Source organism: Sorangium sp. So ce1504, assembly GCF_051521635.1.
GTDB classification, from domain to species: Bacteria; Myxococcota_A; Polyangia; order Polyangiales; family Polyangiaceae; genus Sorangium; species Sorangium cellulosum_B.
Window position 1 is genome coordinate 4,360,288 of the sequence record NZ_CP150365.1, and the last position, 25,998, is coordinate 4,386,285.

General features: G+C 72.8%; 18 protein-coding genes. 9 read left to right on the forward strand and 9 right to left on the reverse strand.

The window, feature by feature from the left end:
* The first annotated feature begins 72 nt into the window (after positions 1-72).
* Both WMF39_RS16470 and WMF39_RS16475 read left to right on the forward strand, forming a co-directional pair.
* Positions 73-498, forward strand: a complete 426-nt coding sequence (locus WMF39_RS16470; protein WP_437746443.1) for a hypothetical protein — start codon at positions 73-75, stop codon at positions 496-498.
* 10 nt (positions 499-508) lie between these two features.
* On the forward strand, positions 509-2,602 hold the full coding sequence (locus WMF39_RS16475; RefSeq protein WP_437746444.1) for an ATP-dependent DNA helicase: 2,094 nt from the start codon (positions 509-511) through the stop codon (positions 2,600-2,602).
* Between the two features lie 81 nt (positions 2,603-2,683).
* On the opposite strand, the gene WMF39_RS16480 is transcribed toward WMF39_RS16475, so the two are convergent.
* Positions 2,684-4,336, reverse strand: coding sequence for a hypothetical protein (locus WMF39_RS16480; RefSeq protein ID WP_437746445.1), 1,653 nt, complete (start codon positions 4,334-4,336; stop codon positions 2,684-2,686).
* Positions 4,337-4,515: 179 nt separating this feature from the next.
* On the opposite strand from WMF39_RS16480, the gene WMF39_RS16485 reads away from it, so the two are divergent.
* The 5 genes from WMF39_RS16485 to WMF39_RS16505 all read left to right on the forward strand — a co-directional run bounded on the left by WMF39_RS16485 (position 4,516) and on the right by WMF39_RS16505 (position 13,850).
* Positions 4,516-5,103 carry a gluconate 2-dehydrogenase subunit 3 family protein gene (locus WMF39_RS16485; protein WP_437746446.1) on the forward strand — a complete coding sequence of 196 codons (588 nt, stop codon included), beginning with the start codon at positions 4,516-4,518 and terminating at the stop codon, positions 5,101-5,103.
* Positions 5,100-6,746, forward strand: a complete 1,647-nt coding sequence (locus WMF39_RS16490) for a GMC family oxidoreductase N-terminal domain-containing protein (protein WP_437746447.1) — start codon at positions 5,100-5,102, stop codon at positions 6,744-6,746. Before WMF39_RS16485 ends, WMF39_RS16490 begins: the two co-directional genes overlap by 4 nt.
* Positions 6,747-7,045: 299 nt before the next feature.
* On the forward strand, positions 7,046-8,779 hold the full coding sequence (locus WMF39_RS16495) for a sigma-54-dependent transcriptional regulator (RefSeq protein ID WP_437746448.1): 1,734 nt from the start codon (positions 7,046-7,048) through the stop codon (positions 8,777-8,779).
* Positions 8,780-9,195: 416 nt separating this feature from the next.
* On the forward strand, positions 9,196-10,539 hold the full coding sequence (locus WMF39_RS16500; protein WP_437746449.1) for a zinc-ribbon domain-containing protein: 1,344 nt from the start codon (positions 9,196-9,198) through the stop codon (positions 10,537-10,539).
* Between the two features lie 209 nt (positions 10,540-10,748).
* Positions 10,749-13,850, forward strand: a complete 3,102-nt coding sequence (locus WMF39_RS16505) for a hypothetical protein (RefSeq protein ID WP_437746450.1) — start codon at positions 10,749-10,751, stop codon at positions 13,848-13,850.
* A gap of 4 nt (positions 13,851-13,854) precedes the next feature.
* Here WMF39_RS16505 and WMF39_RS16510 read toward each other — a convergent pair whose 3' ends face one another.
* Complete coding sequence (locus WMF39_RS16510; RefSeq protein WP_437746451.1) at positions 13,855-15,429, reverse strand: hypothetical protein; 1,575 nt, start codon at positions 15,427-15,429, stop codon at positions 13,855-13,857.
* 131 nt (positions 15,430-15,560) lie between these two features.
* The gene (locus tag WMF39_RS16515; protein WP_437746452.1) at positions 15,561-16,244 is read right to left on the reverse strand and encodes a hypothetical protein; all 684 of its coding nucleotides are present in this window, start codon (positions 16,242-16,244) and stop codon (positions 15,561-15,563) included.
* 679 nt (positions 16,245-16,923) lie between these two features.
* Here WMF39_RS16515 and grxD point away from each other — a divergent pair.
* Positions 16,924-17,238: a Grx4 family monothiol glutaredoxin gene (gene grxD, locus WMF39_RS16520; protein ID WP_437536647.1), complete on the forward strand. Its 315-nt coding sequence runs from the start codon at positions 16,924-16,926 to the stop codon at positions 17,236-17,238.
* On the opposite strand, the gene WMF39_RS16525 is transcribed toward grxD, so the two are convergent.
* Both WMF39_RS16525 and WMF39_RS16530 read right to left on the reverse strand, forming a co-directional pair.
* Positions 17,235-17,996, reverse strand: coding sequence for a uracil-DNA glycosylase (locus WMF39_RS16525; RefSeq protein ID WP_437746453.1), 762 nt, complete (start codon positions 17,994-17,996; stop codon positions 17,235-17,237). The genes grxD and WMF39_RS16525 overlap by 4 nt on opposite strands.
* On the reverse strand, positions 17,993-19,243 hold the full coding sequence (locus tag WMF39_RS16530; RefSeq protein ID WP_437746454.1) for an esterase/lipase family protein: 1,251 nt from the start codon (positions 19,241-19,243) through the stop codon (positions 17,993-17,995). The genes WMF39_RS16525 and WMF39_RS16530 overlap by 4 nt, the downstream gene beginning before the upstream one ends.
* A gap of 129 nt (positions 19,244-19,372) precedes the next feature.
* On the opposite strand from WMF39_RS16530, the gene WMF39_RS16535 reads away from it, so the two are divergent.
* Entirely contained in the window at positions 19,373-20,587 is a 1,215-nt protein-coding gene (locus WMF39_RS16535; RefSeq protein WP_437746455.1) for a hypothetical protein, read from the forward strand.
* A gap of 4 nt (positions 20,588-20,591) precedes the next feature.
* Here WMF39_RS16535 and WMF39_RS16540 read toward each other — a convergent pair whose 3' ends face one another.
* From WMF39_RS16540 to WMF39_RS16555, 4 genes are all read right to left on the reverse strand, one after another.
* Positions 20,592-21,194: an adenine phosphoribosyltransferase gene (locus tag WMF39_RS16540; RefSeq protein ID WP_437746456.1), complete on the reverse strand. Its 603-nt coding sequence runs from the start codon at positions 21,192-21,194 to the stop codon at positions 20,592-20,594.
* Between the two features lie 41 nt (positions 21,195-21,235).
* Positions 21,236-22,012 carry a 5'/3'-nucleotidase SurE gene (surE, locus tag WMF39_RS16545; RefSeq protein WP_437746457.1) on the reverse strand — a complete coding sequence of 259 codons (777 nt, stop codon included), beginning with the start codon at positions 22,010-22,012 and terminating at the stop codon, positions 21,236-21,238.
* A gap of 24 nt (positions 22,013-22,036) precedes the next feature.
* Positions 22,037-23,650 (reverse strand): aldehyde dehydrogenase family protein, encoded by a 1,614-nt coding sequence (locus WMF39_RS16550; protein WP_437746458.1) that lies wholly within the window; start codon positions 23,648-23,650, stop codon positions 22,037-22,039.
* Between the two features lie 100 nt (positions 23,651-23,750).
* Positions 23,751-25,979, reverse strand: a complete 2,229-nt coding sequence (locus WMF39_RS16555; RefSeq protein ID WP_437746459.1) for a hypothetical protein — start codon at positions 25,977-25,979, stop codon at positions 23,751-23,753.
* Positions 25,980-25,998 lie beyond the last annotated feature (19 nt).

A 25,998-nucleotide genomic window follows, 5' to 3' on the forward strand; every position in this document is an offset into this window, starting at 1 on the left:
TTGACGAGGCACCCGCAATTTTGCGATGGATGTTCCTGCTGACAGCTGGGGGTAGCCGGAAACCAGCGGAAGATGCCGACACCCGCGGAGATAAAGAAGGCCCTGCTCCAGGCCGGATTCGAGGTCTACCGCACCCGGGGCGACGCCGTGCAGGTCGCGGAGCGGGTGCGGGAGAACCTCCTCATGGACTCGGGGATCGTCGTGGGCGCCGAGCCGCTGCGGGTCGGGTTCGTCGTGCGCGCCCAGCGCAACGACTTCCCGGGTGCGGCGGACGAGCAGCTCTTCGAGCGGGCGCGCGGAATGGCCGAGCCTGCCGTGGCGCGTGGCTACGCCGAGGCCGAGGCCGCCCTCCGCCACGTCCGCGACCCCGGCGACGCGGAGCGGACGCTCGATACGTGGTGCGAGGTCCACTTCGAGAAGCGCGTGGCCTCGCTCGAGCTCGCCGTCAGCGAGGTGGGGTTCGCCCTCTCGCTGGAGAAGACTGCCCTGCCGCGCTGAGCGGTACGCGATGCCCTTTGACCGCGCCGCGAGCCTGCTCGGGCCCTCGGGCCCGTTCGCGCGTGGCCTGGACGGGTACGAGGACCGACAGGGGCAGGTGGCGATGGCGAGCGCCGTCGAGCGGGCGCTCGCGGAGGACCGCATCCTCCTCTGCGAGGCGGGCACCGGGACCGGCAAGACGCTCGCCTACCTGGTGCCCGCGATACTGAGCGGTCGCAAGGTCGTCGTCTCGACCGCGACGAAGGCGCTCGAGGACCAGATCTACACGAAGGACCTGCCGCTCGTGGCCGAGCACCTCCGGCTGGATCCGCGCGCGGCGCTGGTGAAGGGGCTCGGCAACTACCTGTGCCTGCGGCGCTTCAGCGAGCTCCGGACCAGCCCTGGCGCGGGCGCCGGGATCGCGGGGCGCTCGCTGCCGCTGATCGAGGCGTGGGCGCAGGAGACCGAGATGGGCGACGTCGCGGAGCTCGCCCACCTCGCCGAGGGGGATCCGCTCTGGCGAGAGGTCGCGTCGTCCAGCGAGACGCGCCTCGGCGCCTCGTGCGAGTACTTCGAGAGGTGCTTCGTCACGCGGATGAAGCGCGACAGCGAGGCGGCGCGCCTCCTCGTCGTCAACCACCACCTCTTCTTCGCGGATCTCGCGCTGAAGATCGCCGGAGCGCGCCGCGGCTTCGCCGGCGCCGGCGCGCTCCCGCCGTACGACGCGGTCATCTTCGACGAGGCGCACCAGCTCGAGGACATCGCGACGGGCTTCTTCGGCGTGCGCGTCTCTCGCGCGCGGGTCGACTCGATGCTGCGCGACGCGGACCGGGCCTTCATCGCGTCGGGCCTCGCCGATCGCATCCTCGGGCGGGGCGAGGGGACGGCGATCACGGCCGTGGTGCGCGAGTCCGCGGACGCGCTCTTCGATCGGCTCGCCTCGCTGGGCGGCGCCGCCGGCAGCGGGGATCGCGGCGAAGCCCGGAGCCCGCTCGCCAGGGACGCCTGGTCCGGCGAGCTGCTCGACGCGTACCACCGCCTCGACGACCACCTCGAGGCGCTCGCGGCCTACGCGAGCGCGAACGCCATCAGCGAGGCGGTGCAGCTCGTCGGCAACCGCGCCGCGCAGCTGCGGGACGACGCGGCGCGGATCGTCGACCCCGCGACGAACCAGGTCACGTGGGTCGAGGTGCGCGGCCGCGCCGTCTCGTTCGGCGCGTCGCCGGTCGATCTCGGGGACATGCTGCGCGAGCACGTCTTCGAGCGGATCGGCGCCGTGGTGCTGACGAGCGCCACGCTGACGACGGGCGGCTCCGCCGGGGCGGGGTTCCGCTTCCTCCGCTCGCGGATGGGCCTCGACGAGGACGTGTCGGTCCCTGTCGACGAGCTCGAGGTCCCTTCGCCCTTCGACTACCCGACCGCCGCGCTGCTCTACACGCCGCGCGACCTCCCCGAGGCGACCGACGCGGCGTTCGTCGAGCGGGCCGCCGATCGCGCGGCCGAGCTCATCGGCATCACGGGCGGCGGCGCGTTCCTCCTCTGCACGTCGATCCGCGCCATGAACGCGCTCGCCGCGGCCCTCCGCGTCCGGCTCGGGCGCGCCGCGGCGGTCGCCCGGGCGAACGGCAGCGCTCCGGGGCGGCAGGCCCCGCTGCTCGTGCAGGGGGACGCGCCGAAGGGCGCGCTGCTCCGCCGCTTCCGCGCAGAGCGGCACGCGGTGCTCGTCGCGACGATGAGCTTCTGGGAAGGGGTGGACGTCCCCGGCGAGGCCCTGCGCCTCGTGATCATCGAGAAGCTCCCGTTCGCGGTGCCGACCGATCCCGTCGTCGCGGCCCGGTGCACGGCGATCGAGCAGGGCGGCGGCAACCCGTTCATCGCCTACAGCGTGCCGCAGGCCGCGATCACCTTGAAGCAGGGCTTCGGCCGGCTGATCCGCGCGCGGACCGATCGCGGCATCGTCGCGATCCTGGACCGCAGGATCCGCACGCGCGGCTACGGCCGCGTGCTGCTCGACAGCTTGCCCGACGCACGCCGGACCGACCGTATCGAGGACGTGCGCGCCTTCTGGGCGGCCCGCGCGGCCGACGCGGAAGCGGAGCGAGGAGGAGCACCGGCGCGGACGTGAGGCGCGGAGCGAAGGGCCGCGAGGCGAAGCGCGAGATGAGGCGCGCGCTCCGGCGACGCGCGCGCGGCGTCGGCGCGCTCGTCAGGGATACGACGTCTTCCCGTAGATGCACCAGGCGCCGCCCTTCCGGAGGGCGATGACCTGGCGGAGCCTGTAGTCCGCCTTGAACCTGGGGTCCTCGTACGAGGCGCGGGAGGAGGGCACCGTCGGGGTCTTGCAGTCGATCCCGGAGGAGATGAGCAAGAAGTAACGCGGGTTCTTCGCGAAGATCGCGTCGGTGTAGCCGGCCCCGACCTTGTGCGTGTACGCGCCCGGCAGGCGGGAGACCTCGGGGCTGAGCAGCCCGAGCATGTCCACGACCGGGAAGCCCGTGCGGTAACCGACGTAGCCGATGTCGGCGAGCGCGATGGGGCCAGGCTCCGCGTTCTGGACGAGCCACTCCGCGGAGCGCCCTGCGGCGTCGTCCCAGAAGCCCTTGTCGTTGACGAGGAGGTTCCGCTGGGCCCGCACGAGCTCGCCGGCGCGGGTCGCGATCGTGATCGCGCCGAACGCCGCGATCGCGAGCGACGCCACGCGCTCGCGGCGCGCGGCGATCGCGCGGACCGCGTCGTCGGCGAGCAGGAACGCGAACGGCTCCGCGGGCGCGAGGAACCGGAAATAAGGCATCCAGTCGCCGCCCACCGCGACGACGTACACGCCGAACAGCAGCGCGATCGACGCGATCGCGAGGCCGCTCCGGCGCCGGTGGACGATGGATGAGGCGACCGAGAGGATCCCGAGCCACAGGAAGGCGCCGGCGTGCTGCGCGTACTTGCGGACGTAGTCGCCCCCGCCCTGGATCTGCTGCGCGAAGTCGCCCGTCTTCGCGGCGAGCGTGTTCGGGAGCCACGCGCCGTAGTAGCTGTGCCGCCACACGAGGTGCGCGGCGACCGGGAGCGCGAACGCGACCAGGCGCAGCACGCTCCGGCGCGAGAGCGCCTGCTCCGAGTGCCAGACGACGAGCAGCCCGAGGAACAGCGGCGCCTCCGGGCGGGTGAGCGCGGCGAGCGCGAACACCGCGCCGGAGAAGGGGAACCAGGAGAACCATGAGAAGACGAGCGCGGGCCGAGCGCCGCTGTCGTCGCTGGCGGCGTCCTCTTCGCGGAAGAAGAGCTCGGTCCCCGCGAGCGTGAGCAGGAGGAACAGCGGCGTCTCCAGGCCGAACACCGCGTAGCCGGAGAAGAGGACGCTCATCGCGAGCAGCCAGGTCGCGAGGCAGGGCACGTTCGAGAACGGACGCAGCCGTCGGGAGAGGAGGTAGGTCGGGACGAGCGCACCTGCGGCGCAGGCGGCGCCGAGCACCTTCGACGCCGCCGCCGGCGCCGCGCCGAGCTTCACCGCCGCGGCGAGGAGCACCGTCCAGAGGAAGTTCGTGTAGCCCTCGACGCGTTCGCCCACGTTGTAAACGAGCCCGTTTCCGTTCGCGAGGTTCTGCGCGTACCGGAACGAGATGTACGCGTCGTCGATCGTGAAGCTCGCGACGCGGAGCGCAGCCGCGATCGTGATCACCATCGGCGCGAGCAGTCCGAGCGTGAGCTCCAGCGAGGCGGGGAGGGGAGCGCCAGCGAGCCAGGTTTGAAGATCGCGCGCCGGCGAGGTGTGGCGCTCGGCTCCCGACAGCTCCTCGCCTTCGATGGACTCGTCGTGTCCCACCTCCTCGCTCCTCCCCACTGCGGTCACGGGCTCGTCGCTCATCGGGCGCCGACCATACCGCGATTGTCACAGCCACAACGTCGAGCTGCGTAAATCGGGACGGGATGGTGTGCGAACACCCGGACGCAGTGCGAACGAAATTGCGCACTCTGGCTGTAGGGCTACGCTGTCGAGGCAGCCACGGCGACGGCTTCCCGTGCTGACAAGGAAGGAGTCGAGTGATGAGCGAGCTCGTTGCGCACCTGCCCGTGATCGGTCCCGTCGTTGTCTTGGCGGCGCTCGCCCTCGCCGCCGTCTTCCTCGTGCGCAGGGCGTCGGCCCCCGGTGCGCCCTCTTCCGCGCTGTCCGTGAAGGAGCGGGCCATCGTGGCGGCCTGCGCTGACGCCCTGTTCCCGGCCGGGGGCCCGATCCCGGTCTCCGGCACGGAGGCCGGGTTGGTCGAGTACGTGGACCGCTACGTCGCGCGCACACCGCGGCCTCTCCGGCCCTACATGCGGCTGCTGTTCCACTTCGTCGAGCTCTCGCCCTGGGTCTTCGGGCCGCGCCGCGCACGCTTCACGCGCCTCCCGCAGGCCGATCGCATCGCGGTGCTCGCGTCGATGGCGCAGAGCTGCATCTACCTCCGGCGGGTGACGTTCCTCTCGCTGCGGACGATGCTCTCGATGGGGTATCTCGCGAACGAGAAGGTCGCCGGCGCGATCGGCGTTGCCTGCTGCGCCACGCCCTTCGAGCGCCGCACCGCCGGGAGAGCGGCGGGTGAGCCCGCCGCCGCGGCGCCCCCGTCGCTCGCGCCGGGGGTGACGGCGTGAAGCTCCCCGTCTTCCCGGAGCCGCCTCGCGCCGTGGGCCGCGAGCGCGGCGAGCGGCGCTCGCTCTCCGAGGCGACGCTCCGATCGAGGGGCGCGGTGGAGCCGCTCGCGCCCGACGAGCCGCGCTCGCAGGTGAAGGTGTTCGCCGACTACGAGGGCGAGGTGCGGGCGTCGTGCGAGGTGCTCGTGGTCGGCTCGGGGCCGGGCGGCGCGGTCGTCGCCAAGGAGCTCGCCGAGGCGGGGCGCGACGTGATCCTCGTCGAGGAGGGGCCGCCGTTCGGGGTGGAGGATTTCCGCCAGGAGCCGGGCGAGTCGCTCTCGCGCACGCTGCGCGAGGGGGGGATGCGCGCCGCCCGCGGGCGCATGCTCATCCCGACCATGCAGGCGATCGCGCTCGGGGGCGGCTCGGTCGTCAACTCGGCCATCTGCGCGCGCTCGCCCGCCTGGGTGTTCGACAAGTGGGCAGAGCGGACCGGCACGTCCTCGCTCACCCTGGACGCGCTGCTGCCCCACTACGATCGCGTCGAGCGCCTGCTCGGCGTCTCACCCACGCCGATGGAGGTGCAGGGCGAGCGCAACCTGCGCTTCAAGCGCGGCTGCGACGCGCTGGGGCTGTCGAGCGAGCCGACCCACCGCAACGTGCGCGGCTGCCGCGGCTCGGGCGAGTGCTTCACGGGGTGCCGCAACCGCGCAAAGATGTCGACCGACGTCTCGTACGTCCCCGCCGCGATCCGGGCGGGCGCGCGCGTCTTCACCAGCGTGCGCGCCGAGCACCTGCTGCTCTCCGGCAGGCGCGCCGCCGGGATGCGCGGGCGCACGATCGAGCCGTTCACCTGGCGCGAGGGGGCGCCCGTCGAGATACGGGCGGAGCTCGTCGTGCTCGCGGCCGGCTGCATGGCGACCCCGCTCATCCTGCTCCGCAGCGGCGCCGCCGGCTCGAGCGGCCATGTGGGCAACGAGCTGCAGCTCCACCCTGGGCTCGCCATCATGGCGGTGTTCCCGGAGCCCATCGATCCATGGGAGGGCGCGACCCAGGGCTATCACTCGCTCCACTTCATCGAGCAAGGGATCAAGCTGGAGGTCCTCTGGTCGCCTCCGGCCGTGCTCGCCGCGCGATTCCCCGGCCTCGGGCACGACTACCAGCGTCACCTCCGGACATACAACCGGATGGCGCCGTTCGACGTCATCATTGCAGCCGAGCGGTCGCGCGGGACGGTGCGTCCGAAGCGCGGCAGCTGGGACCCTGATGTGCGATTCGACTACGCACCGCGCGACGTCGAGAAGATCCAGCGCGGTCTCGGCATCTTGTCAGACATCTGCTGGGCGGCGGGGGCCTCGTCGATACTGCCCGGGCTGCACGGCGTGGCCGACGAGCTGACGTCGCCGAAAGAAGCCGAGATCCTGAAGAGCAAACGGCTCGACGGGCGCGACACGATCACCGCGGCGAATCACGCCTTCGGTACGGCGCGGATGTCGAGGCGCCCGCGGGACGGGGTGGTCGATGAGGAGGGGCGCTGCCACGATCTGGACAATGTGTACGTCGCTGACACGAGCATCTTTCCTGGAAGTCCTGCAGTGAATCCGATGCTTACGTGCATGGCGCTGGCCGATCGCATCGCATGCTGCATCATCGAGCGCTGGTGAGGCGCGCGGCGGCGTGTCACCACAGGAGTCAGTGAGCCAGGGGCGCCACATCCGTCGGGCAGGCACGGCATGTCGCGGACGGTATGTGAGGGGGGCTTTGCACTCGAGAAGGAGGCAACTCCCGAGTTGATACGAGGCCCCCGCGAGGTACAAGTTTAACGGCACGTTTCAACTCGCACGGGGCCGAGCCGTCCGTCCGCCGAGCTGGGAGGGAAGCTTTGGGACCGAACGCAGTTTCAGCTGCAATTCCGCGCGGACAAGCGCGCTCGCCGCATCGGAGCCACAGCCATCACGGCCGTGTGCTCCTCGTCGAGGACGAGCCCGACCAGGCGGCCATCCTCGAGGCGGTCCTGCGCCATGAAGGCCTCGACGTCGTCGTTGCGTCGAGCGGCGAGCAAGCGCTCGAGATCCACCAGCGGACGCCGGCTGACGTACTCGTCACGGATCTCAACCTGCCGGGCATGACGGGGGTCGATCTGATGCGCCGGCTCTCGCCCGGCGAGCTCGAGGGGCCCGAGCCGAAGGCGCCGCCGCCCCACGTGGTCATGGTCACCGGCGCGGCGTCGATCACGAGCGCCGTCGACGCGCTCAAGCTGGGAGCGGCCGACTACCTCCAGAAGCCGCTCGATCCGGCGCGCCTCGTGCTGCTCGTGCGCGAGCTCCTCTCGTCGCCGCCGACCGAGTTCGACGACGACGATCCCCTCCATGGGCAGCTCGTGTTCGAGGGGATGATCGGCGGCTCGCTGCGGATGCGGGAGGTCTTCACCCGCATCGAGCGCGTCGCCGCGACGATGGCCCCCGTGCTCATCGTCGGCGAGAGCGGCACGGGCAAGGAGCTCGTCGCGCGCGCCATCCACAACCGGAGCCGCCGCCGCGCGGGCCCGTTCGTGCCGGTCCACACGGGCGCGATCCCGCGCGAGCTCATCGGCAGCGAGCTCTTCGGCCACGAGAAGGGCTCGTTCACCGGCGCGTTCGCGGCCGCGGAGGGCAAGTTCGAGGCGGCGGCGGGCGGCACCGTCTTCCTCGACGAGGTGGGCACGATGGACGCGGCCGTGCAGGTCAGCCTCCTCCGCGTGCTCGAGACGTACCGGTTCACGCGCGTCGGCGGCCGCAAGGAGATCGAGGCCGACGTCCGCGTCGTCGCCGCCACGAACAAGGACCTGCTCGACCTCGTCGACGACTGCGTCTTCCGCGAGGACCTCTACTACCGGCTCAACGTGTTCACGGTGACGCTGCCCCCGCTGCGCGAGCGCAGGGAGGACGTCCTGCCCATCGCCGAGCGCTTCCTGCTGAAGTTCGCCAAGCGCTACGGCACCCCGGCCCGCCGCCTCTCGGACGCCGCCGTCGAGCGGCTGGCCGAGCACGACTGGCCGGGCAACGTCCGCGAGCTGCGCAACGTCATCGAGCAGACGGCGCTCTTCGCCTCGAACGAGCTGGTCTCGGCCAACGACGTCCAGCTCGGCCAGGGCCGGATCGAGCGGCGCTCGGGCCGGCGTTCCTATGACAGCATCCCGTCGGCGAGGGTGGCGGCGCCGGTCGTCCCCGCCGAGCCGGCCGAGCCGCTCTCCGTGCCGATCGTTCATGCCGCCGACCTGGTGGTTCCCTCCGAGCCCGTGCCGTCGCACGTCGGCGCGCAGCCTGTGCCGTCCTCCATCGGCCCAGCCTCGATGCCGCGGAGGCCGGGGGAGGCGGGCACGCACGAGGCCGAGCCGTCGCGGGACGCCGGCGAAGCGGCCGAGCACCCGCTCGTGCTGCGCCTTCCGGTCGGAACGCGCCTGGCGGACGCGGAGCGCAAGCTCATCCTTCTGACCCTCGAGGCGGTGCGCGGCAACAAACAGCGCGCCGCCCGCGTGCTCGGGATCAGCCGCCGCGGCCTGTACTCGAAGCTGCAGGCGTACGGGGAGCACGTGGGGAGCCACGAGGCCCAGGGGCACAGCGAGAGCGCCGAGCCGCAAGACCCGGTCGACGATGTGCCGGTCGTCACCGACGAGCCCGCCCTGGAAGAGCTCGGTTCCGCGCGCGGCGACGCCTGACGGAGCCTCCTTGCCGCTCTGCGCCGCGAGGCCTCACCGCGCCGCGCCGCGAGCTCACACCGCCACACCGCAGGTTCGCAGTACGGCAGCAATCACGGGTCGCGCGGGCGCGTCGGTCGCGCGGGCGCGTCGAGTGTGAGGCGCCTCCCCGCGCGGATGGGCGCCTGAGCGGCGCCAGGCGGCTGGTCGCACTCCGGAGCCCGACCTGCGCGCTGCTGCGCCGCACCCCGACAACGGTCCCGTCGGAGGTCCGTCCCTTTGTGCTTTACGAAGGGACGACGACCTCGGCTATCGTAAAGCGGAGCTGCGAGATCAGACGCGCGACTGGCACGTCAGAGAGCGGGCCACCGGCGCGGCATCAAGGTAAACTCTACGCGACGCCTCGCCGGCACTACACCCCAGCGGGCCAGCCCCCAATGAAGATCACCTGCCAGTCCTGTCAGTCGAAATACACCGTCTCGGACGAGAAGGTCCAAGGCAGAACCGTCAAGATCAAGTGCCGCAAATGCGGCGCGACGATCCTCGTGAACAGCTCGGGCGTGACGACCAACGGCGGGCTCGCCGATCCGGTCTCCGGCACGAGCGTTCCGAATGACGGGACGACGTACCTGGTCAACGTGGCGGACGGCGATCAGCGCTCGATGGCGCTGGCCGAGATCGTCACGAGCTACCAGTCGGGGGTGATCAACGCCGAGACGTACGTCTGGGCGGACGGCATGGCCGACTGGCAGCCGCTCGGCCAGATCGACACGATCGTCGCGGCCCTGCATGCAGGCAGCGCTCCTGCCTCCGTGGCCGCGCAGGAGGCGGCGCCGGTGCAGTCGACGTCGGTGCCCAGCGGGGGAGCGGCCCTCGGGCAGACCTCCCCGGGCGCCGAGTCGGTCGCGGCGGCCGCTCCTCGAGCAGCGGCGGTGCGTCGCGATCCGGCGCGTCCGACGCAGGATCTCTTCGGCGCGAGCCCGGGCGTCGAGGCGCACCGGCCCAGCTCCGACGACGTGGCCACGAGCGCTCCGCTCTTCAAGAGCGGCGCCGCGCCTGGCCAGCGCGACGAGAACTCGATGCTGTTCTCGCTGAGCGCCCTCACGGCGAAGGCCGCCGCTCCGGCCCCGGCGCGGGCGGCCGTCAGCGCCTCGGACGACTCCGGCCTCATCGACCTGAAGGCCCTCGCGTCGGGAGCTGGCGTCCGAGCGCCGTCGCCCGTCGCGAGCATCGTCGCCAACGATGGCGGCCTGTTCCAGCTCAGCGCGCCGATCGTGACCACGGCGCGAGCGCCGTCGGTCGCGCCGCCGAACGTCGGCGAGGCCCCTTCCAAGAACCGCGCCCCGTTGATCATCGCCGCGGGCATCGCGATCGCGGGCATCGCGATCGCAGGTGTCTTCTTCCTGATGAAGGGCGGGGGCAGCACGCCGGTTCCCACCGCGGTCGAGACCGCGCCGCCCACGGCCGCCGCGCCGGCGACGACGGCGCCCCTCGACACGGCGCCAGCGCCGGCGCCCACCGCGTCGGCGACGGCGTCGGCGACCGCGACGGCAGAGCCGGTCGCGAGCGCCGCGCCGAGCGCCACGCCGACGGCAGCAGGGGCGCGTCCGAGCACGAGGCCCTCGTCGCGACCGAGCACCGGCGGCAGCACCGCAGGCAAGCAGTCGCCTGCTGCGGCCGCCCCGACGCCGGCCGCTCCGGCCCCCGCGAAGCGCGGCGGCTGCGGGTGCGCGGTCGGCGATCTGATGTGCGCGATGCAGTGCTCCGCGAAGGGCAAGTGAACGCGCGTCGGCCGTCGTCCGATCGGTGAGCGGAGATCCTCGTCGCCGGAGCCGCGCGTGCAGCGGCTGCTCCGGCGCTGGGCGTGCGATGCGCGACCGGCGTGAGCCAGCCGCTGCAGACACGCACGACGCGAGCCGCGGCTGAACCTTGGCGTGGGCGCCCGCAAGGACGGTGCGGCGCCTGGACCGCCGCGCTAGCATCGTCCGTCATGAGTGAGCCCGACGGGCGGCTGCGCGCGCCGGTTCCTCGGCGGATGCCGGGCGCGGCGCGGCGCTCCACGATGGCGCTGCTCCTCTGCGCGAGCGCGGCAGGGTGCGGTGGACAGGCGGCGATGGCGCCCTCCGGAGGACCGGCGTCGCGCGATCGCAGCGCTTCCGGGCAAGCGTCGCGCCCGGCTCCGGGCGGGCGATCCTCGCAGGGGGCGCTCGTGACCATGGTCACTCCATCGCGGCTGCTCCCGGATCTCGTCGGCGAGCGCGGCGTGGTGGCCAGCGAGGCGGGGGCCAAGCGGGTGCTCATCGATCGCATGCGCGTCGTCGCGCACGACGACGGATCGCTCGAGCGCGCCGCCGACCTGTTGCCGTCAGGTCAGGTCACCTCGCTCAAGCTGCCGACGCGCCTGGGTGGCGGGTACCTGTTCCACGCGTCGAGCCGCGGCAGCGCGCAGCTCTGGCGGGCCCAGGCGTGGCTCGCCCCGCTCGAGCCGCTCGTCCAGCTGCCGTCGGAGGCGAACGAGATCCTCGCGGGGTTCGATCGCCTCTACGCTCGGCTCTCGCACAGCCACCGGCTCCTCGCGATCGACGCGCAGACGGGCGCGGCGATGCCGCTCGGCCCGCTCCCACCGGCGAGCACGTACGGTCAGATCGCGTTCGCCGACGGATGGCGCGCCCTGGTCGAGGCCGATCTGCGCGGCCTGCTCGTCACGTTCGACGCCGGGGCCACCTGGCGTGAGGTCGAGATCGACGCGCGGCCGACCTCTGTCGCCGTCGTCGGCGGCGATCCTGCCGTCATGACCGCGAGCGGGCTCTACGCGGTCGATGCGCGCGGCGGCGTGACGTACCGCACGCTGGATGCTTCCGACGACGTGCTGGAGCCGCCGGCGCGCGCCCAGGGGCCTCTCGGGAGGCGCCCGCTCCGCGCCGCGGTCGAGGACGGGTGGCCCGACTCGAGCACGACCGCGGTGGTGGCTCGCGGCGGCGCCCTGGCGCGCGTCTCGCTGCGCGACGGGGCGGTCATCGACGTCGCGCCCGACGCCTATCCGGAGCGAGAGGCGGCCTGCCATGCGATCCGCGCGGGGGCGTCGTTCGGGTTCGTGTGCGGCGAGCGCGAGGGGCCGACGACCCTGTACGCTTTCCAGCCGCCGCTCGGCATGCGCCGGCTGATGCGCTTCGACGAGCCCCGCTTCGTGGTCGCGAGCGGCAACGGCGCGCTGGTGATCCGCGGCTCCTGCAGCGAAGACAGCGCGGTGCGTGCCGGGCGTGCGTACTGCGTCGTCGCTGCCGACGGGCGCACCCGCGAGATCCACGTCCGCGCGCCCGCGCGAGACGTCGGCATCGAGCGCGTCGTCGCGCTGTCCGACGGCCGCATCGCCGTCCTCTCGCCGCCTCGCCTCGACGCGTCGGGGCAGCTCACGCTGCTCAAGGGGAGCGACGTCACGACCGTCCCGCTGATCCTCCCGCCCAAGCCGCGCAGCACCGCGCGCGATCTGCAGCGCGGTATGTGGATCGAAGGGTTCGAGGAGCGTGAGCCCGGCGTCATCGGCGGCTGGGTGGAGGCAGGCGGCCCGATCGTGGGCGTTCGGATCGACGCGAAGAGCGGGAAGCTGACCGCGGGGGCGCCGCGCCAGGACGGCACGGGCGCGCTGTTGTCTGGGCGGTTCGCGTTCTCCCTCGGAGAAGGCGAGCGCGCCGCCGAGTCGACGGACGGCGGCATGACCTGGCGCTCGCTCGATCTGCCGGAGCGGGACGACGACACCGCGGCGTCGAGGACGCGCGCGTGCGGCCCCGTCGGCTGCGTCTTCAGGGGCTGGATCCGGGTCGGCTGGGGCAAGACGGCGCTGCCGGACGATCTGGCCGAGGCGAAGCCGCCGCCGGTGCTCCAGACGCCGCTCCGCGCGGGGAGCCCGATCGCGATGCGCTGCGAGGCCCTCGGCTCCTCGACGCCACCGCTGCCGGACAAGCCTCCCGCCGCGCCCTCCGCGCGCGCCGAGGGAGCGCGCCCGGCCTCGTCGGTCACGCGCTCGGCGTCGACGGAGATTCCGACGTCGCCGTGGGCTCCTTTCCGCAACACGCCCCCGCCCAAGCGTGGGGCGGACGAGATCGGCCTCGATAACGGGGCTCCGTACGACATCGTGACGATGCGCGCCTACGCATGGGGCAAGCGAGGCGCAGACTGGGCGCGCGCCGGGCGCTGGCTCCTCCGCTTCGACGATCGCTTCGACCCGGATGGCGGGGTGCGTTCCAGCGGCGTGAGCGCCTCGCCTTGGTCGGATGAGGCGTCGGCCGCTGAGGCGCTCGGGGTGGTGGCTCAGGGGGCGGCGTCCTGGGGCGCGTACCTCGATCCTGGCGGACGGGCCGCGCTGACCCACGTGTGTCGGGGCGCCGGATGCAGCCTGTTCGCAGCCTCTGAAGGGCTGCCGATCCTTCCGTTGCGCGACAGCGCAGGCCGCGCCGGCAATTTCCTCCGGCCGTTTCCGAACGGCGCCGTGCGGCTCGGCGAGACGTGGTTCTTCGTGACGCCCGGCGGCTCGTATGACGTCGTGGCGCTGTGGCGCGCCGACCTCGGGATCGCGCGGCAGCTGGCGACCTATTACCGCCCTGGCCGCACGGGCTACGGCGTGGATCCTCCGCGCCTGGTCCGGCGTGCGCTGGGCGGCGGCGTCGGCCTGCTCATCTCGGCGGCTCCCGACCCTGGCGTGCGCGCCGGCTCCTGGCACGTGCTCCCGATCGACCGCGAGACCGGCGCGCTCGGCGAGGCCGTGCCGCTCGGCCGCAAGGACCTCGCGGATACACGGATCGAGCGCTGTGCTCCGGGTCAGGACGGCTGGCTCCTCGACACGAGCCTGGAGGGCTCGCCGAGCTTCGACGTCGGCGGAAGCGCTCCCTCCGTCGACGGCGCCGAGTTCCGGCTTCGCCTGGATCCAGGCAGCGCGTGCGTCGAGGCGATGGCGGTGAGGCTGCAGGGCGCCTTCTCGAAGGCACCCGAGAAGCAGAACGACGTTGGCGCCAGCGCGATCCCGCTCGCTGCGACCGAGCGCGCAACGGGCCGGAGGTGGCGGTTGCGCTGCGAGCCGAAGGACGCCGCCAGATGATCCGCTAGTGGGTGATGGACTCCGGCGAAACGGCGTTCACCCGTCCCTCGACGCCGACCTCCTCGCCTTCTCCGTAACGGATGGTCCCGAGCCAGTCGGCCGTCCATGCGATCGGCGCGGCGGAGCTGTTGAGCTGCGCAGGGCCTGAAGCGTTCACGACGATCTCGCCGATCATCCCGGCCGTCTCCGATGCCTCGGTTCCAGCGCGCCACAGGAGCGTGAGCCCGCCAGCGCACAGCATCGCCATGCAGTCGCTCGTGCAGTCGGAGTAGCCGCCGAGCAGCTCGCCGAGCGCCTGGCACTCTGCGGCAGCGGCGAGCGCTGCGGGGACGGACTCCGCGGCCGCCTCCGCTGCGACCCCGAGCCCGGTCACTCCGCCGATGGTTCGGGTTGGCGACCACGTCAGCGTTCCCGCGAGCCGGAGCACGTCGCCGGGATCCGCCGTCCATGACATGAAATGTGCCGGTGGTACGCTCGCGTTGTCAGAGGTCACGCTGCCGAGCCAGCTCGCCTCGAAGAGCGCGCGTCCCTGCATGTCTGCCACGCCGCTCAGCTTGCCGTCGAGCGCGAGCGGCGTACCCGCGAGCCCGGTACGCGCCCATCCACGACACCTGTCGCGCAGGGGGAGCGGGAGCGCGGCGAGGTGCGCCTGTGCTGCAGCGTCCCAGTCACGCTCGATCCGCTGCGCGGCAAACGCGCGCGCCTGGTCCGGCGGCGCCGCGCGCTGCATGGCGTCGAGCAGGGACGCGGCTTCCGCGCCGGCAGGCAAGAATGCGTCGAGCAGCTGCTCGGTCGCTGCTTCGAGCATCGCGGTCAGCCCCTCCGCCGTCACGAAAGTCAGCTTCGTGTCGAGACGCGTCGCCGCCATATCGATCGGCAGGTCCTTGATCGGGACCCAGACGTCGCGCGCGGAGCCGGCCTGCAGCTCGCGTTCGCTCACGCAACCCCACACGATCCGACCGCTGTGCAGAGCGACGGTAAGGCTCGGCCCTACAGGCGCGCCCTCGACGACCACCGGTTCGTCTGGACCGCCGTGCGCCACGAGCGCGCCCACGGGTGCTTCGGGCGCAGCGGCTGCGATCTCCTCGCAGGTGGCCTCCGCGACGACGCTCGCCGTCCAGTCCTCCGCGACGCGCGTCCCCTCGTAGACCGGGATGACGCGGAGCGTGCCGAAGCCCTCCGCGCTCACCGAAACTCCGAGCTCCGCGGACGGCCCGCCCTTCGTCGCGGCGCGGAGCCGAAACGTGCTTCCCAGGGTCGACGCGTGGAGCTGAACCGAGGCCCTGCCATTTTCGTCCGCGACGGCCGTCGTGCGGTCGACCCATGCACCTGCAGCTTCGCCGAGGAGGGTGAAGCTCACCTCGTAGGGCGCCGGCGGTTGCCCCGTGACCCAGACCGTGCGCAGCTCCCCTGGCACGAGCTGGAGCGTACCTTCCTCCTCGAACGCCAGGACGGTGGGTCGAGCGGCGTCCCCGGGCATATCGGGGCCGCCCGTCGACTCATCGGCCATACGAAAAGAGCAGGACGCCAGTCCGACGATGGCGATCCAGGGAGCCGAGTACTTCCAAGGCAAGCTCACCCTTGGAGTGTACCTTGCATCTCCCTCGGCGAACAGTGGAGGGGCAAACGTACGACGGAGGGCCCGAGGCGCGAGCGGTGGCGCCGCGCCTCGATGCGTGAGGCAGACGGCGCCGGCCCGCAGGGACGCGACTACTTCACGTAGATCTGGGCGACGGCGAGGCCGCTGCCCCGGACGGTCATGACGGCCTTCGCGGGGCCTCCCACGGGGAGCGGATTCTTGAAGCAAGAGCCTTTGCCACCGAGCGTGGCGTTCGGTCCCGTGGTGTTGTCCTGGGAGAGCACCACGGGCGGCAGCATCGGCGCGGGCTGCGCGACGATCTGCAGGTTGAGCTCCTGGACGCCGAGGCCCACGCCGATCACCGAGTAACACTTGCCCGGCTGGATATTGAACGGCTGTTCGAGCGTCTGGCCGTCCTGGAACTGCCCGGCGAACGCGCCGCCCTCCGGCTGCATGCCCTGGACCTCGGAGGCCGCCATGGCGGTGAGGACCGGGGTCGCTGCGCTGACCGCGGCAGGCGCGATCGGGGTCGCCTGGCCGGTGCTCGTGCCCGTTGCGGTCGGCGTCGTCTGCGTCGGGGTGGGGGTCGTGGTGGCCGGCGGCGGGTACTGGCCCGGCTGGGTGGGTTGGCCGTACTGGCCCGGCTGGGAGGGCTGACCGTACTGTCCGGGCGGGTATTGTCCGGGCGGGTACTGGGTTGACGCCCCGTACTGGTTCTGCATCTGCGACGGGTTGTTCGGCTCCGGGTCGCTGCCGCCGCAGGCGAGGGGCGCGAGGCCGAGCAGGGCCGCTGGGATGAGGACGTGCAAGCGCATACGAGGCTCCTTCAGGGTTGTGCGAGTGAGGCCGCGACAATGGGACGCTCGCCGCACCCGCGGCGGCTCACCGCCGCTGGTCACGGTCGGTAAGACGGCCGAGGTGGGGGCGTGTTCTACAACGACTTGGCGGCGCAAGGCCAGACGCTGCGGTGCAGATGGCACGATGCGCGTTCAGCGAGCGGAAAGCGGCATCGCCGCGGCCTGGGTACACAGGTCCTGGAGCACGTTGTCGACCAGCGTTCGACGTTTCCGCGTTCGCGGGCGGGCGCGCGCGGTGTGCGGTGTGTCGATCGCCCGCCGTGTCCCCGCACGGCCGTGGCCGTCGAGCCCCCCGATCGATGCGCTGAGCCTGGCCGGCGCCGCCTACCGCCCCCGTCCCTTGCGAAGACGCACCAAGCCGTCAGCGCACCCGCCCGAGGAACCACTGGTCCCTGCAGACGTCCATCGGACCCCTGCGGCGCTCCAGCCCAGTTGACGCGGGCGGAGGGCGACACCAGAAACCCCGTTCACAACCGCGCGGGGCGGAGCGGTCACGTGGTCTGCTTGGCGAGCCCAGCGCGGTCCCGTCGCGAGCCCCGCCGGCACGCCACGGTGTGCGGCCCGGCAGTCACGCGCCGCTTCTGTGTAGATTGAACAATGGGCGATCCCGCTCGCGGCGGGAGATCAGGAACGAGCCATGAGCGACATCCACCAGGCGATCAAGGATACCGTCGAGAGCAACCGCGTCGTCCTCTTCATGAAGGGCACCAAGACCTTCCCGCAATGCGGGTTCTCGGCGCGAGCCGTCGACATCCTGAAAAAGTGCGGCGTGGACTTCAAGGACGTCAACGTGCTGTCCGATCCATCGCTGCGCCAAGGCATCAAGGACTACTCGCAGTGGCCGACGATCCCGCAGGTCTACGTGGACGGGAAGTTCATCGGCGGCTCCGACATCCTGACGGAGATGTTCCAGTCGGGCGATCTGCAGAAGCTCCTCTCGAAGCAGGACTAACGTCCGGATCGCTCAGGGGCGCGGAGCCCCGCCGCGCTGACGGCGCGGCGCAGGACCTCGTCGAACATGTCGCCGGTGAGCCGCCCCGTCTGCGTGTTCTGCTGGCTGACGTGGTAGCTGCCGAAGAGCAGCGCCGCCCTGGCGCCGCCGCGCGGATCGGGGATCGCCGCCTCCACGCCGTGCGCGAACGGCGGGAGGCGTGGGTGAGCTTCCGCGCGATCCCCCGCGGACGCGCCGCGCGAGCGGGCGAGCGCGGCGACGGCGTCATAGCCGATCTTGCCGAGCGCGAGGTAGACGCGCGCCCGATGCAGCGCCGCGAGCTCTCGGTCGATCCACCCGCGGCACGCCGCGAGCTCGGCGATCGTGGGCTTGTTGTCCGGGGGAGCGCAGCGGCAGGGGGCGGTGATGAACACGCCCCGGAGCGAGAGCCCATCGTCGCGCGAGGTGCTCGTCGGCTGCGAGGCGAGCCCCGCTCGATAGAGCGCCGCGTAGAGGAAGTCACCCGATCGATCGCCCGTGAACATGCGGCCGGTGCGGTTCCCGCCGTGCGCCGCCGGGGCGAGCCCGACGATCACGAGCGGCGCATCCGGATCGCCGAAGCCCGGCACAGGGCGGCCCCAGTAGGTCTGGTCCCGGTAAGCGCGCCGCTTCTCTCGCGCGACGTCCTCGCGCCACGCCACGAGCCGCGGGCAGCGCCGGCACTCGACGAGCTCCGCCGTGATCAGATCGAGCGCGCGCGCCGCGCCGCCGCGGCTCACGCGGCGGGCTCGCCGCCCGAGCTCGTCGAGGCGCTGCTCTGCCCCACGTCCACGCCGCGCTCCGATGCGCGCGCCTCCGCGAGCGGGCGCGGCGGCGCCGCCGCGTGCTCTGTCAGGCCGCTCTGCTCGCCGGCCACCATCCCGGTCACGATGCGGTCGAGCACCGCGTCGAAGCGCAGGCGATTGAAGCGGGCTCCGCTCGCCAGCCAGTCGATGTGCCCGCCCTTGCCCGGAAAATGGCCGACGATGTCCAGGTGGTCGGCCTTGCCGGCCCAGATGAGCTCCCCCCAGACCTGCGAGGCCAGCGGGACCACGCCGTCGTTGGCGTCCGGCGGCGGCAGCTCCCCGAGCACGCGCGCGAGCTTCTGCTCGATCGAGCCGTCATGGGAGCGACAAGGGTAGTGCTCGTTCAGGCGGGCGGTGATGTTCGACAGCGCGGTGAAGATGGCAGCCGACATCGCTCCCCACGGCGACCGGAGCGCCGATACCCAGTCGCGCACGGCGTTGCGTGGCGCGTACGTCGCGACGCTCTGGTACCGCAAGCCCGCGCGGTCCTCGAGGCCGGCGTGGAGCAGATCCATCGCCTCGGGCATGAGCTGGACGATGGCGCCCTGGTCGTCGCGCAAGAGCTTCAGCCAGGCGCGCAGCTCGCGGCTCGAGGCGTCGTCGAGCACGCGGATGAAGCTCTCGACCGCGCGATCGATGAGCTCGATCTCGAAGAAGCCGAGCTGCGCCCGGCCGAACGCGGCGACCAGCGCCGACGCGGCCGCGAGCGGCGGCGCGCCGAGCTTGAGGCCGGCCACCGTCAGCGCGGTGACGGCGTAGAGCAGGCGCTGGCCGCTCACCGTGGCGAAGAAGGCGGCGAGCGGGGTGCCGAAATGAGGCGTGTTGATGGTGGTGACGGACCGCAGCCGGCTCGTCCAGCCGAGCCGGCGGTGAGCGTTCCCGGGGAGCCGCGCCGTCGGCGAAGCGACGAGGCGAGCGTCCAGGCCTCCGGTCGAGTGGCCTACGATGTGGATGGGGCCGTCGTCGTCCCCGGCGCTCTCGTCCACGAGGCGGGCGAGCTTCGCCGCCCGGCGGAGGATGGAGGCCGTCGGGTGGACCTCGCAGACGTGGATCTCGACGATACGGCCGCGATCGCGGAACCGCTCCTCGATCGCGCGGATGAAGTGCTCGAAATACTCGAGGGAGGCGAGGGTCGCGAAGCCGAACATGCCCGGCGACAGGTAGACGCGCGTCTTCTGCACGCGCGGGAATGTGCCATGTCCGCCGGCCCTCCGCGGCATTTCCATCGCCGCCCGCGCCTGCGACCGTGACGGCCGGGCGGCGTGAAGAAGCGGCGGCATGCCGGCGGCAAATCCGGCTACCCTGCGATCGTGGACGACCCCAGCGCGCGGGAGATCGAGGCGGCTGTACAGGAGGCCCTGGGCCTGTTTGGAACATCGGGCTCGGTGAGCGTGCAGGGACGCCAGATCGCGCTGCGTGGGCGCGGTGCGCCCGTGGCCATCGATCTGGAGCAGCTGGTCGAGCAGTGGCCGCTTCTGCCACAAGAGCTGCGCACGCGTAAGGCGTCCGACATCGCGCGGCGGCTCGCTCAGGCGCACCGCGCGGTGAGCTCGCTCGTGCCGCCTGCGCCGGCCGCCCGGGTCCGGCCAGCGCGGCACCTCGTGATCCCCGTCGGCGTGCTCGCGCTGGTGGTCGTCGGCGCGCTCTTCGCGTCGCGCATGCTCCGATCGCGAGAGGCGCCGGCCGCCTCGCCCACAGAGCCGGAGACGACCGCCGGCGAGGATGCGGCGCGGAACGCGCGCACCTGCGAGGCCGCGCGCAAGCGGATCTACGCCGGCGCTTCCATGGGGCCCTTCGAGCTCGCGGGCTGGGTCGCCGAGCTCTGGCTGGCGATGCCGCGCGGCGCCGCTGCAGCGGAGCTCGCCGCCGGCGCCGGGGAACCAGCAGCCCTGACCGCCGAGTCCGTGGGGCTCGGCGCGCTCATCGCGCAGGGCAAGCTGACGGCTGGCGCCGACGCCGAGCTCGCCGCGATCACCGACGGGGCCGTGGAGATCGTCCCCGGGTTCGATGCGGAGGAGGCAAGGCGCTCTCCGTCGTGGCGCGCGATCACCGCGCGCTTCTCCGGCGGATACGCGCGGGCATACTTCGATCCCGCGCACCGGGCGCGCTTCGTCGCGCTCGGCGATCGCATGGCCGACGCGGCCGCCGCGGCGATGGGCGCCCTGTACGCGCGCTGCGCGCACCTGCCCTACCACGACGCCGGCGCCTGGTTCCGCGGCTCGGATCCGGCCACGGCGGCGACGGCGCTCGTCTATGCGTCCGGACTCTTCGCCGAGATGTCGGCGGTCGATCGAGGGGCGCTCGCCGCGCTGCCAGGGGTGGGGCCGATCGACGCCTTGCGCGGCGCTGGCGCCTCGCTCGATGCCGCGAGCCTGGGGAAGCTGGTGGGGGCGCACGGCGGGGGCATCACCAAGGGCGGGTCAGGCGCGGTCGTCATCACGTTCCCCGTCGGCGGGCCGACCCGGGCGACGACCGCGAGCCGCACCGTCGCGCGCAAGCTGCAGGTCGGCGTGGGCCAGGAGTGAACGCTCACTCGCCCGCGGCGAAGTGCACGATCGAGAAGACCGGCGCCGCGTCGCCGGCGCGCTCCGCGAGGAGCGCACGACCGCCGAGGAAATCGAGCTCGACGACGAAGGCGAAGCCGGCGACCTCGCCGCTCTGCTTGCGCGCGAGCTCGGCCGCGGCCGAGGCCGTGCCGCCGGTCGCGAGCAGGTCGTCCACGATGAGGACCCTCGCCCCCGGCCTGATCGAGCCCTTGTGCATCTCGAGCTCTGCCTTGCCGTATTCGAGCGCGTACGCCACGCGATCGGTCGCGGCCGGGAGCTTGCCTGGCTTGCGCACGGGCACGAAGCTGGCGTTGAGCCGGGCCGACAGCGCGCCGCCGAAGATGAAGCCCCGGGACTCGACGCCGACCACGACGTCGACGTGCTCGCCGACGAAGCGCTGAGCCAGGAGATCCAGCGTGATGTGGAGCGCCCGCGGATCCGCGAGGAGCGGCGTGATGTCCTTGAAGAGGATCCCGGGCTTCGGAAAATCCGGGACGCTCCGGAGGTGCGCCTTGAGATAACGGAGCGCGTGCTCGGAGGGCAGGGCGTCGTGATTGAACATGACGCCGAGCGTAGGCGAGCGCATTCGAGCCGGAAAGCGCTCCACGCGTCGCGACGCGAGCTACGTCAGGTGATGTGGCCGTCGTTGAGCTCCGCGGCGAGGAGGCCTGCGATGCCCTCGTGCTGCGCGGCGAAGAGGTCGAGGGTCAGCGGCGTGACGCTGACGGCCCCTGCGTCGTAGGCCTCGGTGTCCGAGCCGGGGACGAGGTCGTGGCGTACGCCCGCGCCGCCGATCCAGAGGTACTCGTGCCCGCGCGGATCCCGGCGAAAGATCACCTCTTCGGTGTACAAGCGCGCGCCCATGCGCGTGGCCCGCACGGGCCAGCTGCTGCCCGCAGGGATGTTGACATTGAGCAGCGGCGCTGGCCGGCGTCCCTCCTTCCCGGCGGCGCGGTGGAGGGCGAGGGCGAGCTTGACGCCGAGCGCCGCTGCGGCCGGGAGCGACGCGCCTGCATCGGCGGAGAGCGCGATCGAGGGGACGCCGCGGAGCGCTCCTTCGCGCGCGGCGGCCACGGTGCCCGAGTAGAAGATGTCGGCGCCCAGGTTGAGCCCGTGGTTCATGCCCGACACGACCAGATCGGGGCGCCGCGGCAGCACGCGCGTGCCGGCGTGAAGGGCGACGTAGATGCAGTCGGCGGGCGTGCCGTCGACCGCGAACACGCCGTGCGCAGCCTCCAGCAGCCGGAGGACGCGGTGCAGGCTCAGGGAGTGGCTCGTCGCGCTCTGGTTGACCGCGGGGGCGCACACCACCACGTCGGCGTGCCGGGCGAGCTCGTCCCGCACCGCGGTCAGACCCGGCGCTGAGTAGCCGTCATCGTTGGAGAGGAGGATCAGAGGGCGCATGCGTTCGCTCGATGGGTCTCGGGATCAGCGACCGAGCAGGCGCCTCGCGAGCGCGGCGACGAGCTCGACGAGGGCGCTGACGCGGCCGAACCATCCGGCTCCCCCTCGCGCCCGCGCCATCGCGAAGGCGACCGTCCGGAGCGCGGGCGTATAAGGGTACCACCACAGCTCGCTCTTCGCCCTGCTGCGGTCCTCGAGCAAGAAGCGCGGCCGCGTGAGCTCCGCGAGCGCGTGTGGGCTGCTCGTGACGCCGTAGCCGCTGTCTCCCGCCCCCGTCCACGGCGCGGCCGGGAGCGCGCCCGTGAAGCCGTGGTTGTTGATCGTCACCACGCCGGAGCGCAGCCGTCGCGCGAGCGCGTGGGCCCGCTCGTAGCCGCGGGTCCAGAGGCTGGTCGTGAGCGCGAAGCGGGACGCGTTGGTGCGCGCGATCGCCTCCTCGGCGTCCTTCACCACGATGATGGGAAGAACGGGGCCGAAGGTTTCGTCCCGGAGCAGCGGCGTGTCCTCTCGCTCCACCTTGAGGACCGTCGGTGGGAAGGCGAGCGAGCCCTCTTCCGGCGCGCCGCCGGCGAGGATCTCTGCCCCGCCCTCGACGGCCGCCTCGAGCTGATGCCGCACGATCTCCGCCTGCCGCGCCGTCGTCATCACGCCGACGTCGATGCCGGCTCGGAGCTGCCCCGTGAGCGCGATGACGCGCGCGATGAAGCGGTCCGCGATCGCCTGCTCGACGTAGACGCGCTCGATGGAGGCGCAGTTCTGTCCGGCGTTCGTGAAGGCGCCCCAGAGGACGCCGCGCGCGGCGCGCTCCAGATCGCAGTCGCCGAGGACGATGGCGCCGTCCTTCCCGCCGAGCTCCAGGGACGTCGGGATGAGGCGCTCGGCGCACGCGACGGCGATCTTCTTGCCGGTGGCGACGCTGCCGGTGAAGACGACGAGATCGACGCCGGCCCCGACGAGCGCGGCGCCGACGTCGCTGCCGCCCTGCGCGACGGCGAGGACGCCGTCCGGGAGCAGCCCGTCGAACAGCGAAGTGACGAGCGCGCCGGAGCGCGGCGTGACCTCGCTCGGCTTGAAGACGACGGCGTTGCCCGCGAGCAGCGCCGGCACGATCGTGCGCAGCGGGATCGCGACAGGGTAGTTCCAGGGCGTGATGAGCGCGACGACGCCGCGCGGATCCCTCTGGATGCGCCCGACTTTGCCGGGGTAGGCGAGCGGGTCGAGCGCGACGGGGGAGTCGTCGAGGAGCTCCTCGATGGACCGGGTCCAGTAGTCGATGAGATCCGCGTTCGGGAGCACTTCAGCGAGCGCGGCCTCCTCGATCGGCTTGCCGCACTCGCGGTGCACGAGCGTCGCGATCTCCTCGGCCCGCGCGAGCAGGCGCTTCTTGACGCGCGCGACGAGCTCGGCGCGCTCCCTGATCGGGACCTCCGCCCAGGCGATCTGCGCCGCCCGTGCGCTGGCAACGATCGTCGCGAGGGCGCTGGGCTCTGTCTCTGCCACGCCGTCGAGGGGCGCTCCCCCTGCCGGGCTGCGCAGAGGGAAGGGGCCGGAGCTCGCTACCCTGACGGACGCCGACGACGCCGCGTCGCCAGCTGCGGCGCAGGCCTCGTGGGGAAGGGGAGTCGTCTCGGAATCCATCGGGCGCGGAGCCTAGCACCGCGCTCCTGCCCCTCCGCATGGGGCATGTTGCGCCCCCTAGGGAGCAGGCCCCGACCGGACCGGCCGGGGGCGCGGGTTTCTAAGGAGCGGGATCAGGCGCAGGCGCGGTCTCTTCAGCGGGCGCGGGCGCAGCGCCCTCACCGTCCGGGGTGGCGGTGCCGGCGGGGCTGCCTTTCCGCTTCGTGGGGCGGTCGGGCGTCGGGCTCGCCGCGGAGGACGTGATCGACACGACCGTTTGCTTGCGGCAACCGACGATGACCGCCTGGCCGGCGGAGAGCCACGCGGGGGTCGACGTCTTCTCCGTCGTCAGCTTGCCGAGCCGCACGTAACGCGTCCCGCAAGGCACGTCGAGCGTCTCTCCGGTGCTTCCGGCGAGCGAGCCGTTCACATACACCGACGCGCGCTCTGGCGAATTGACCGTCAGGTGGCCCCGGCTCGGCGGCAGATCCTCCGCCTTGCCTGCGGCCGGCGCAGCGCTCGCCTCGGGTGCAGCGCTCGCCTCGGGCGCAGCGCTCGCTTCGGGTGCAGCGCTCGCTGCCGGCGTCGCGGTCTCGGCCGCGGACGGTGCAGCGGGCGCCGTCTCGGTGGGCGCGGCGGTCGGCGTCGGCGCGGTGGCCGGCGGCTGCGCGGTCGCGCTCTGGGTCGCTCCCGGAGACGTGTCGGGGGCGACGTCGGGGAGGGGCGCGGGCTCGGGGTCAGAGACGCTGAGCCGGTACGCGACCGCTGCGCCGCCCACGAGGAGCGCCACGGCGGCGATCACGATGCCCACGCGGGAGCGCGGGCGCGGCGGCGGTCGCACGGTGATGCCGGCGTCCGCGGCGGGCCGCGTCGTGACGTGGTCGGAAGGCTTCACGTCCTTGTCGGCCGGGAGGGGCGGGTCCTTGGTGATGACCTTCGGGAGAAGGTCGCGGTCGGCCGCCTTCGGCCTGGACCTGCGATCCGCTTCGTCGCTCGCGTCTCTGGACAGCGTTCCAGGCGACGCATCGCCGGCCTCTTCCGCGACCGAGCGCGCGACGGCCTGGGCTTCGGACCGCGCGGAACGGATCGCCGTCTCCTCGTCTTCGAGGCCCTCGGGGCGAGAACGAATGACGGTGGGCTCGTCCTCGAGCATGCCGCGGATCACGGTCGGCTCGTCGTCGACCATCTCGCGGCTGAACTCTCGCTCGGTGGCAGGCTCCCCCATCGCGCGCCGCGTGGCGGCGGCGATCGGATCCGGCGCCTTGGGGGTAACCGGCTCACCAGAAGAGGACGGCCCACGGGCAGTGACCGCCTCGAGCGTGGAGGCGTCGTCCGCGGCGGCCGACGCGGTCGTGGCGTGTACCTCCGCGCGGTCAGGCAGGGATCTGCGCTCCGCGCGCGCCTCGGGCACCGCGGCATCCGGCGCCGCCCTGCGCTCGGCCGGGAGCTTCAGCGCCGCGGCGGGCTTCTGGCCGGGTTCCGGCTCGTCGGGGAGGAGCCCTGCGAACGAGAGCTCGCTGTCGCCCTCCACCACCTTCGGCCGCGCAGCGACGTCCTCGTGAGGGAAGAACGGCTTCGTCTCTGCGCGCGGGCTGGAGCCCCGGGCCGGGGGCATCGCCGGGCCTGCACCGGGCGCGTCCTTGCCCAGGGCAGCTGACCTGGCCGCAGGCGCCGTGACCTTGGCCGCGGTCCTGGCTGCCTCTCTCGGCTTCAGCTCGGCCGCCTCCGCGGGAGGGCGGAAGGTCTCCTGAGCACCGGCGGAGGGGCCGGCGTCAGCCCGCGGGAGATCGATGGAGGCGGCGGGCCTCGCGACCGGCTTCCCGGGTGAGCTGGGAGGCGGCGCAGGGTTGCGCGCCGGCGTCGCCGCGGCCGGCTTGACGGCCGCGGCCTTGACCCCGCTCGCTGCGGGCGTGGCCGCTGCGGCCGCCTTCACCGGCGGCTGTTGCGGCGTCTTCGCCGGGGATTGCTGCGGTGCCTTCGCGGCCGCTGCGGGCTGCTTCGCGGCGCTGGCCGCCGCGGTCTGCGATGCCTGCGCGGCCGCCGGGCTGAAGGCGTCGATGCCACCGACGTCGTCCAAGACGGGCTCGATGGCGCGCGGCGCAGACGGTCCGCTCGAGGCGACCGCTGCCGGCCGTGCTTCATTCGCCGGCGACGTTTCCGTCGAGCTGAACCTGGGGTCGGGCGAGGCCGCGCCCGCCGTGTCGTTGGCGATGGCGCCGGGCGCCTCGCCGCGATGCGGGACGAGCTCGGCGGAGGCCGCGAGCTGCGCCCGGGTGCGAGGCGCAGCGGCGTTCCGCTGCACCCGGTGGAGGAGCGCTTCGAGGGTGGCGACTTTTTCGGCGACGTTCACGCCGCGCCAGCATATCGCG

Coding starts and splice junctions, on each gene's coding strand:
- WMF39_RS16470 (WP_437746443.1), top strand. CDS start 73: ATGCCGACACCCGCGGAGATAAAGAAGGCCCTGCTCCAGGCCGGATTC.
- WMF39_RS16475 (WP_437746444.1), top strand. CDS start 509: ATGCCCTTTGACCGCGCCGCGAGCCTGCTCGGGCCCTCGGGCCCGTTC.
- WMF39_RS16480 (WP_437746445.1), bottom strand. CDS start 4,336: ATGAGCGACGAGCCCGTGACCGCAGTGGGGAGGAGCGAGGAGGTGGGA.
- WMF39_RS16485 (WP_437746446.1), top strand. CDS start 4,516: ATGAGCGAGCTCGTTGCGCACCTGCCCGTGATCGGTCCCGTCGTTGTC.
- WMF39_RS16500 (WP_437746449.1), top strand. CDS start 9,196: ATGAAGATCACCTGCCAGTCCTGTCAGTCGAAATACACCGTCTCGGAC.
- WMF39_RS16505 (WP_437746450.1), top strand. CDS start 10,749: ATGAGTGAGCCCGACGGGCGGCTGCGCGCGCCGGTTCCTCGGCGGATG.
- WMF39_RS16515 (WP_437746452.1), bottom strand. CDS start 16,244: ATGCGCTTGCACGTCCTCATCCCAGCGGCCCTGCTCGGCCTCGCGCCC.
- grxD (WP_437536647.1), top strand. CDS start 16,924: ATGAGCGACATCCACCAGGCGATCAAGGATACCGTCGAGAGCAACCGC.
- WMF39_RS16540 (WP_437746456.1), bottom strand. CDS start 21,194: ATGCGCTCGCCTACGCTCGGCGTCATGTTCAATCACGACGCCCTGCCC.
- surE (WP_437746457.1), bottom strand. CDS start 22,012: ATGCGCCCTCTGATCCTCCTCTCCAACGATGACGGCTACTCAGCGCCG.
- WMF39_RS16550 (WP_437746458.1), bottom strand. CDS start 23,650: ATGGATTCCGAGACGACTCCCCTTCCCCACGAGGCCTGCGCCGCAGCT.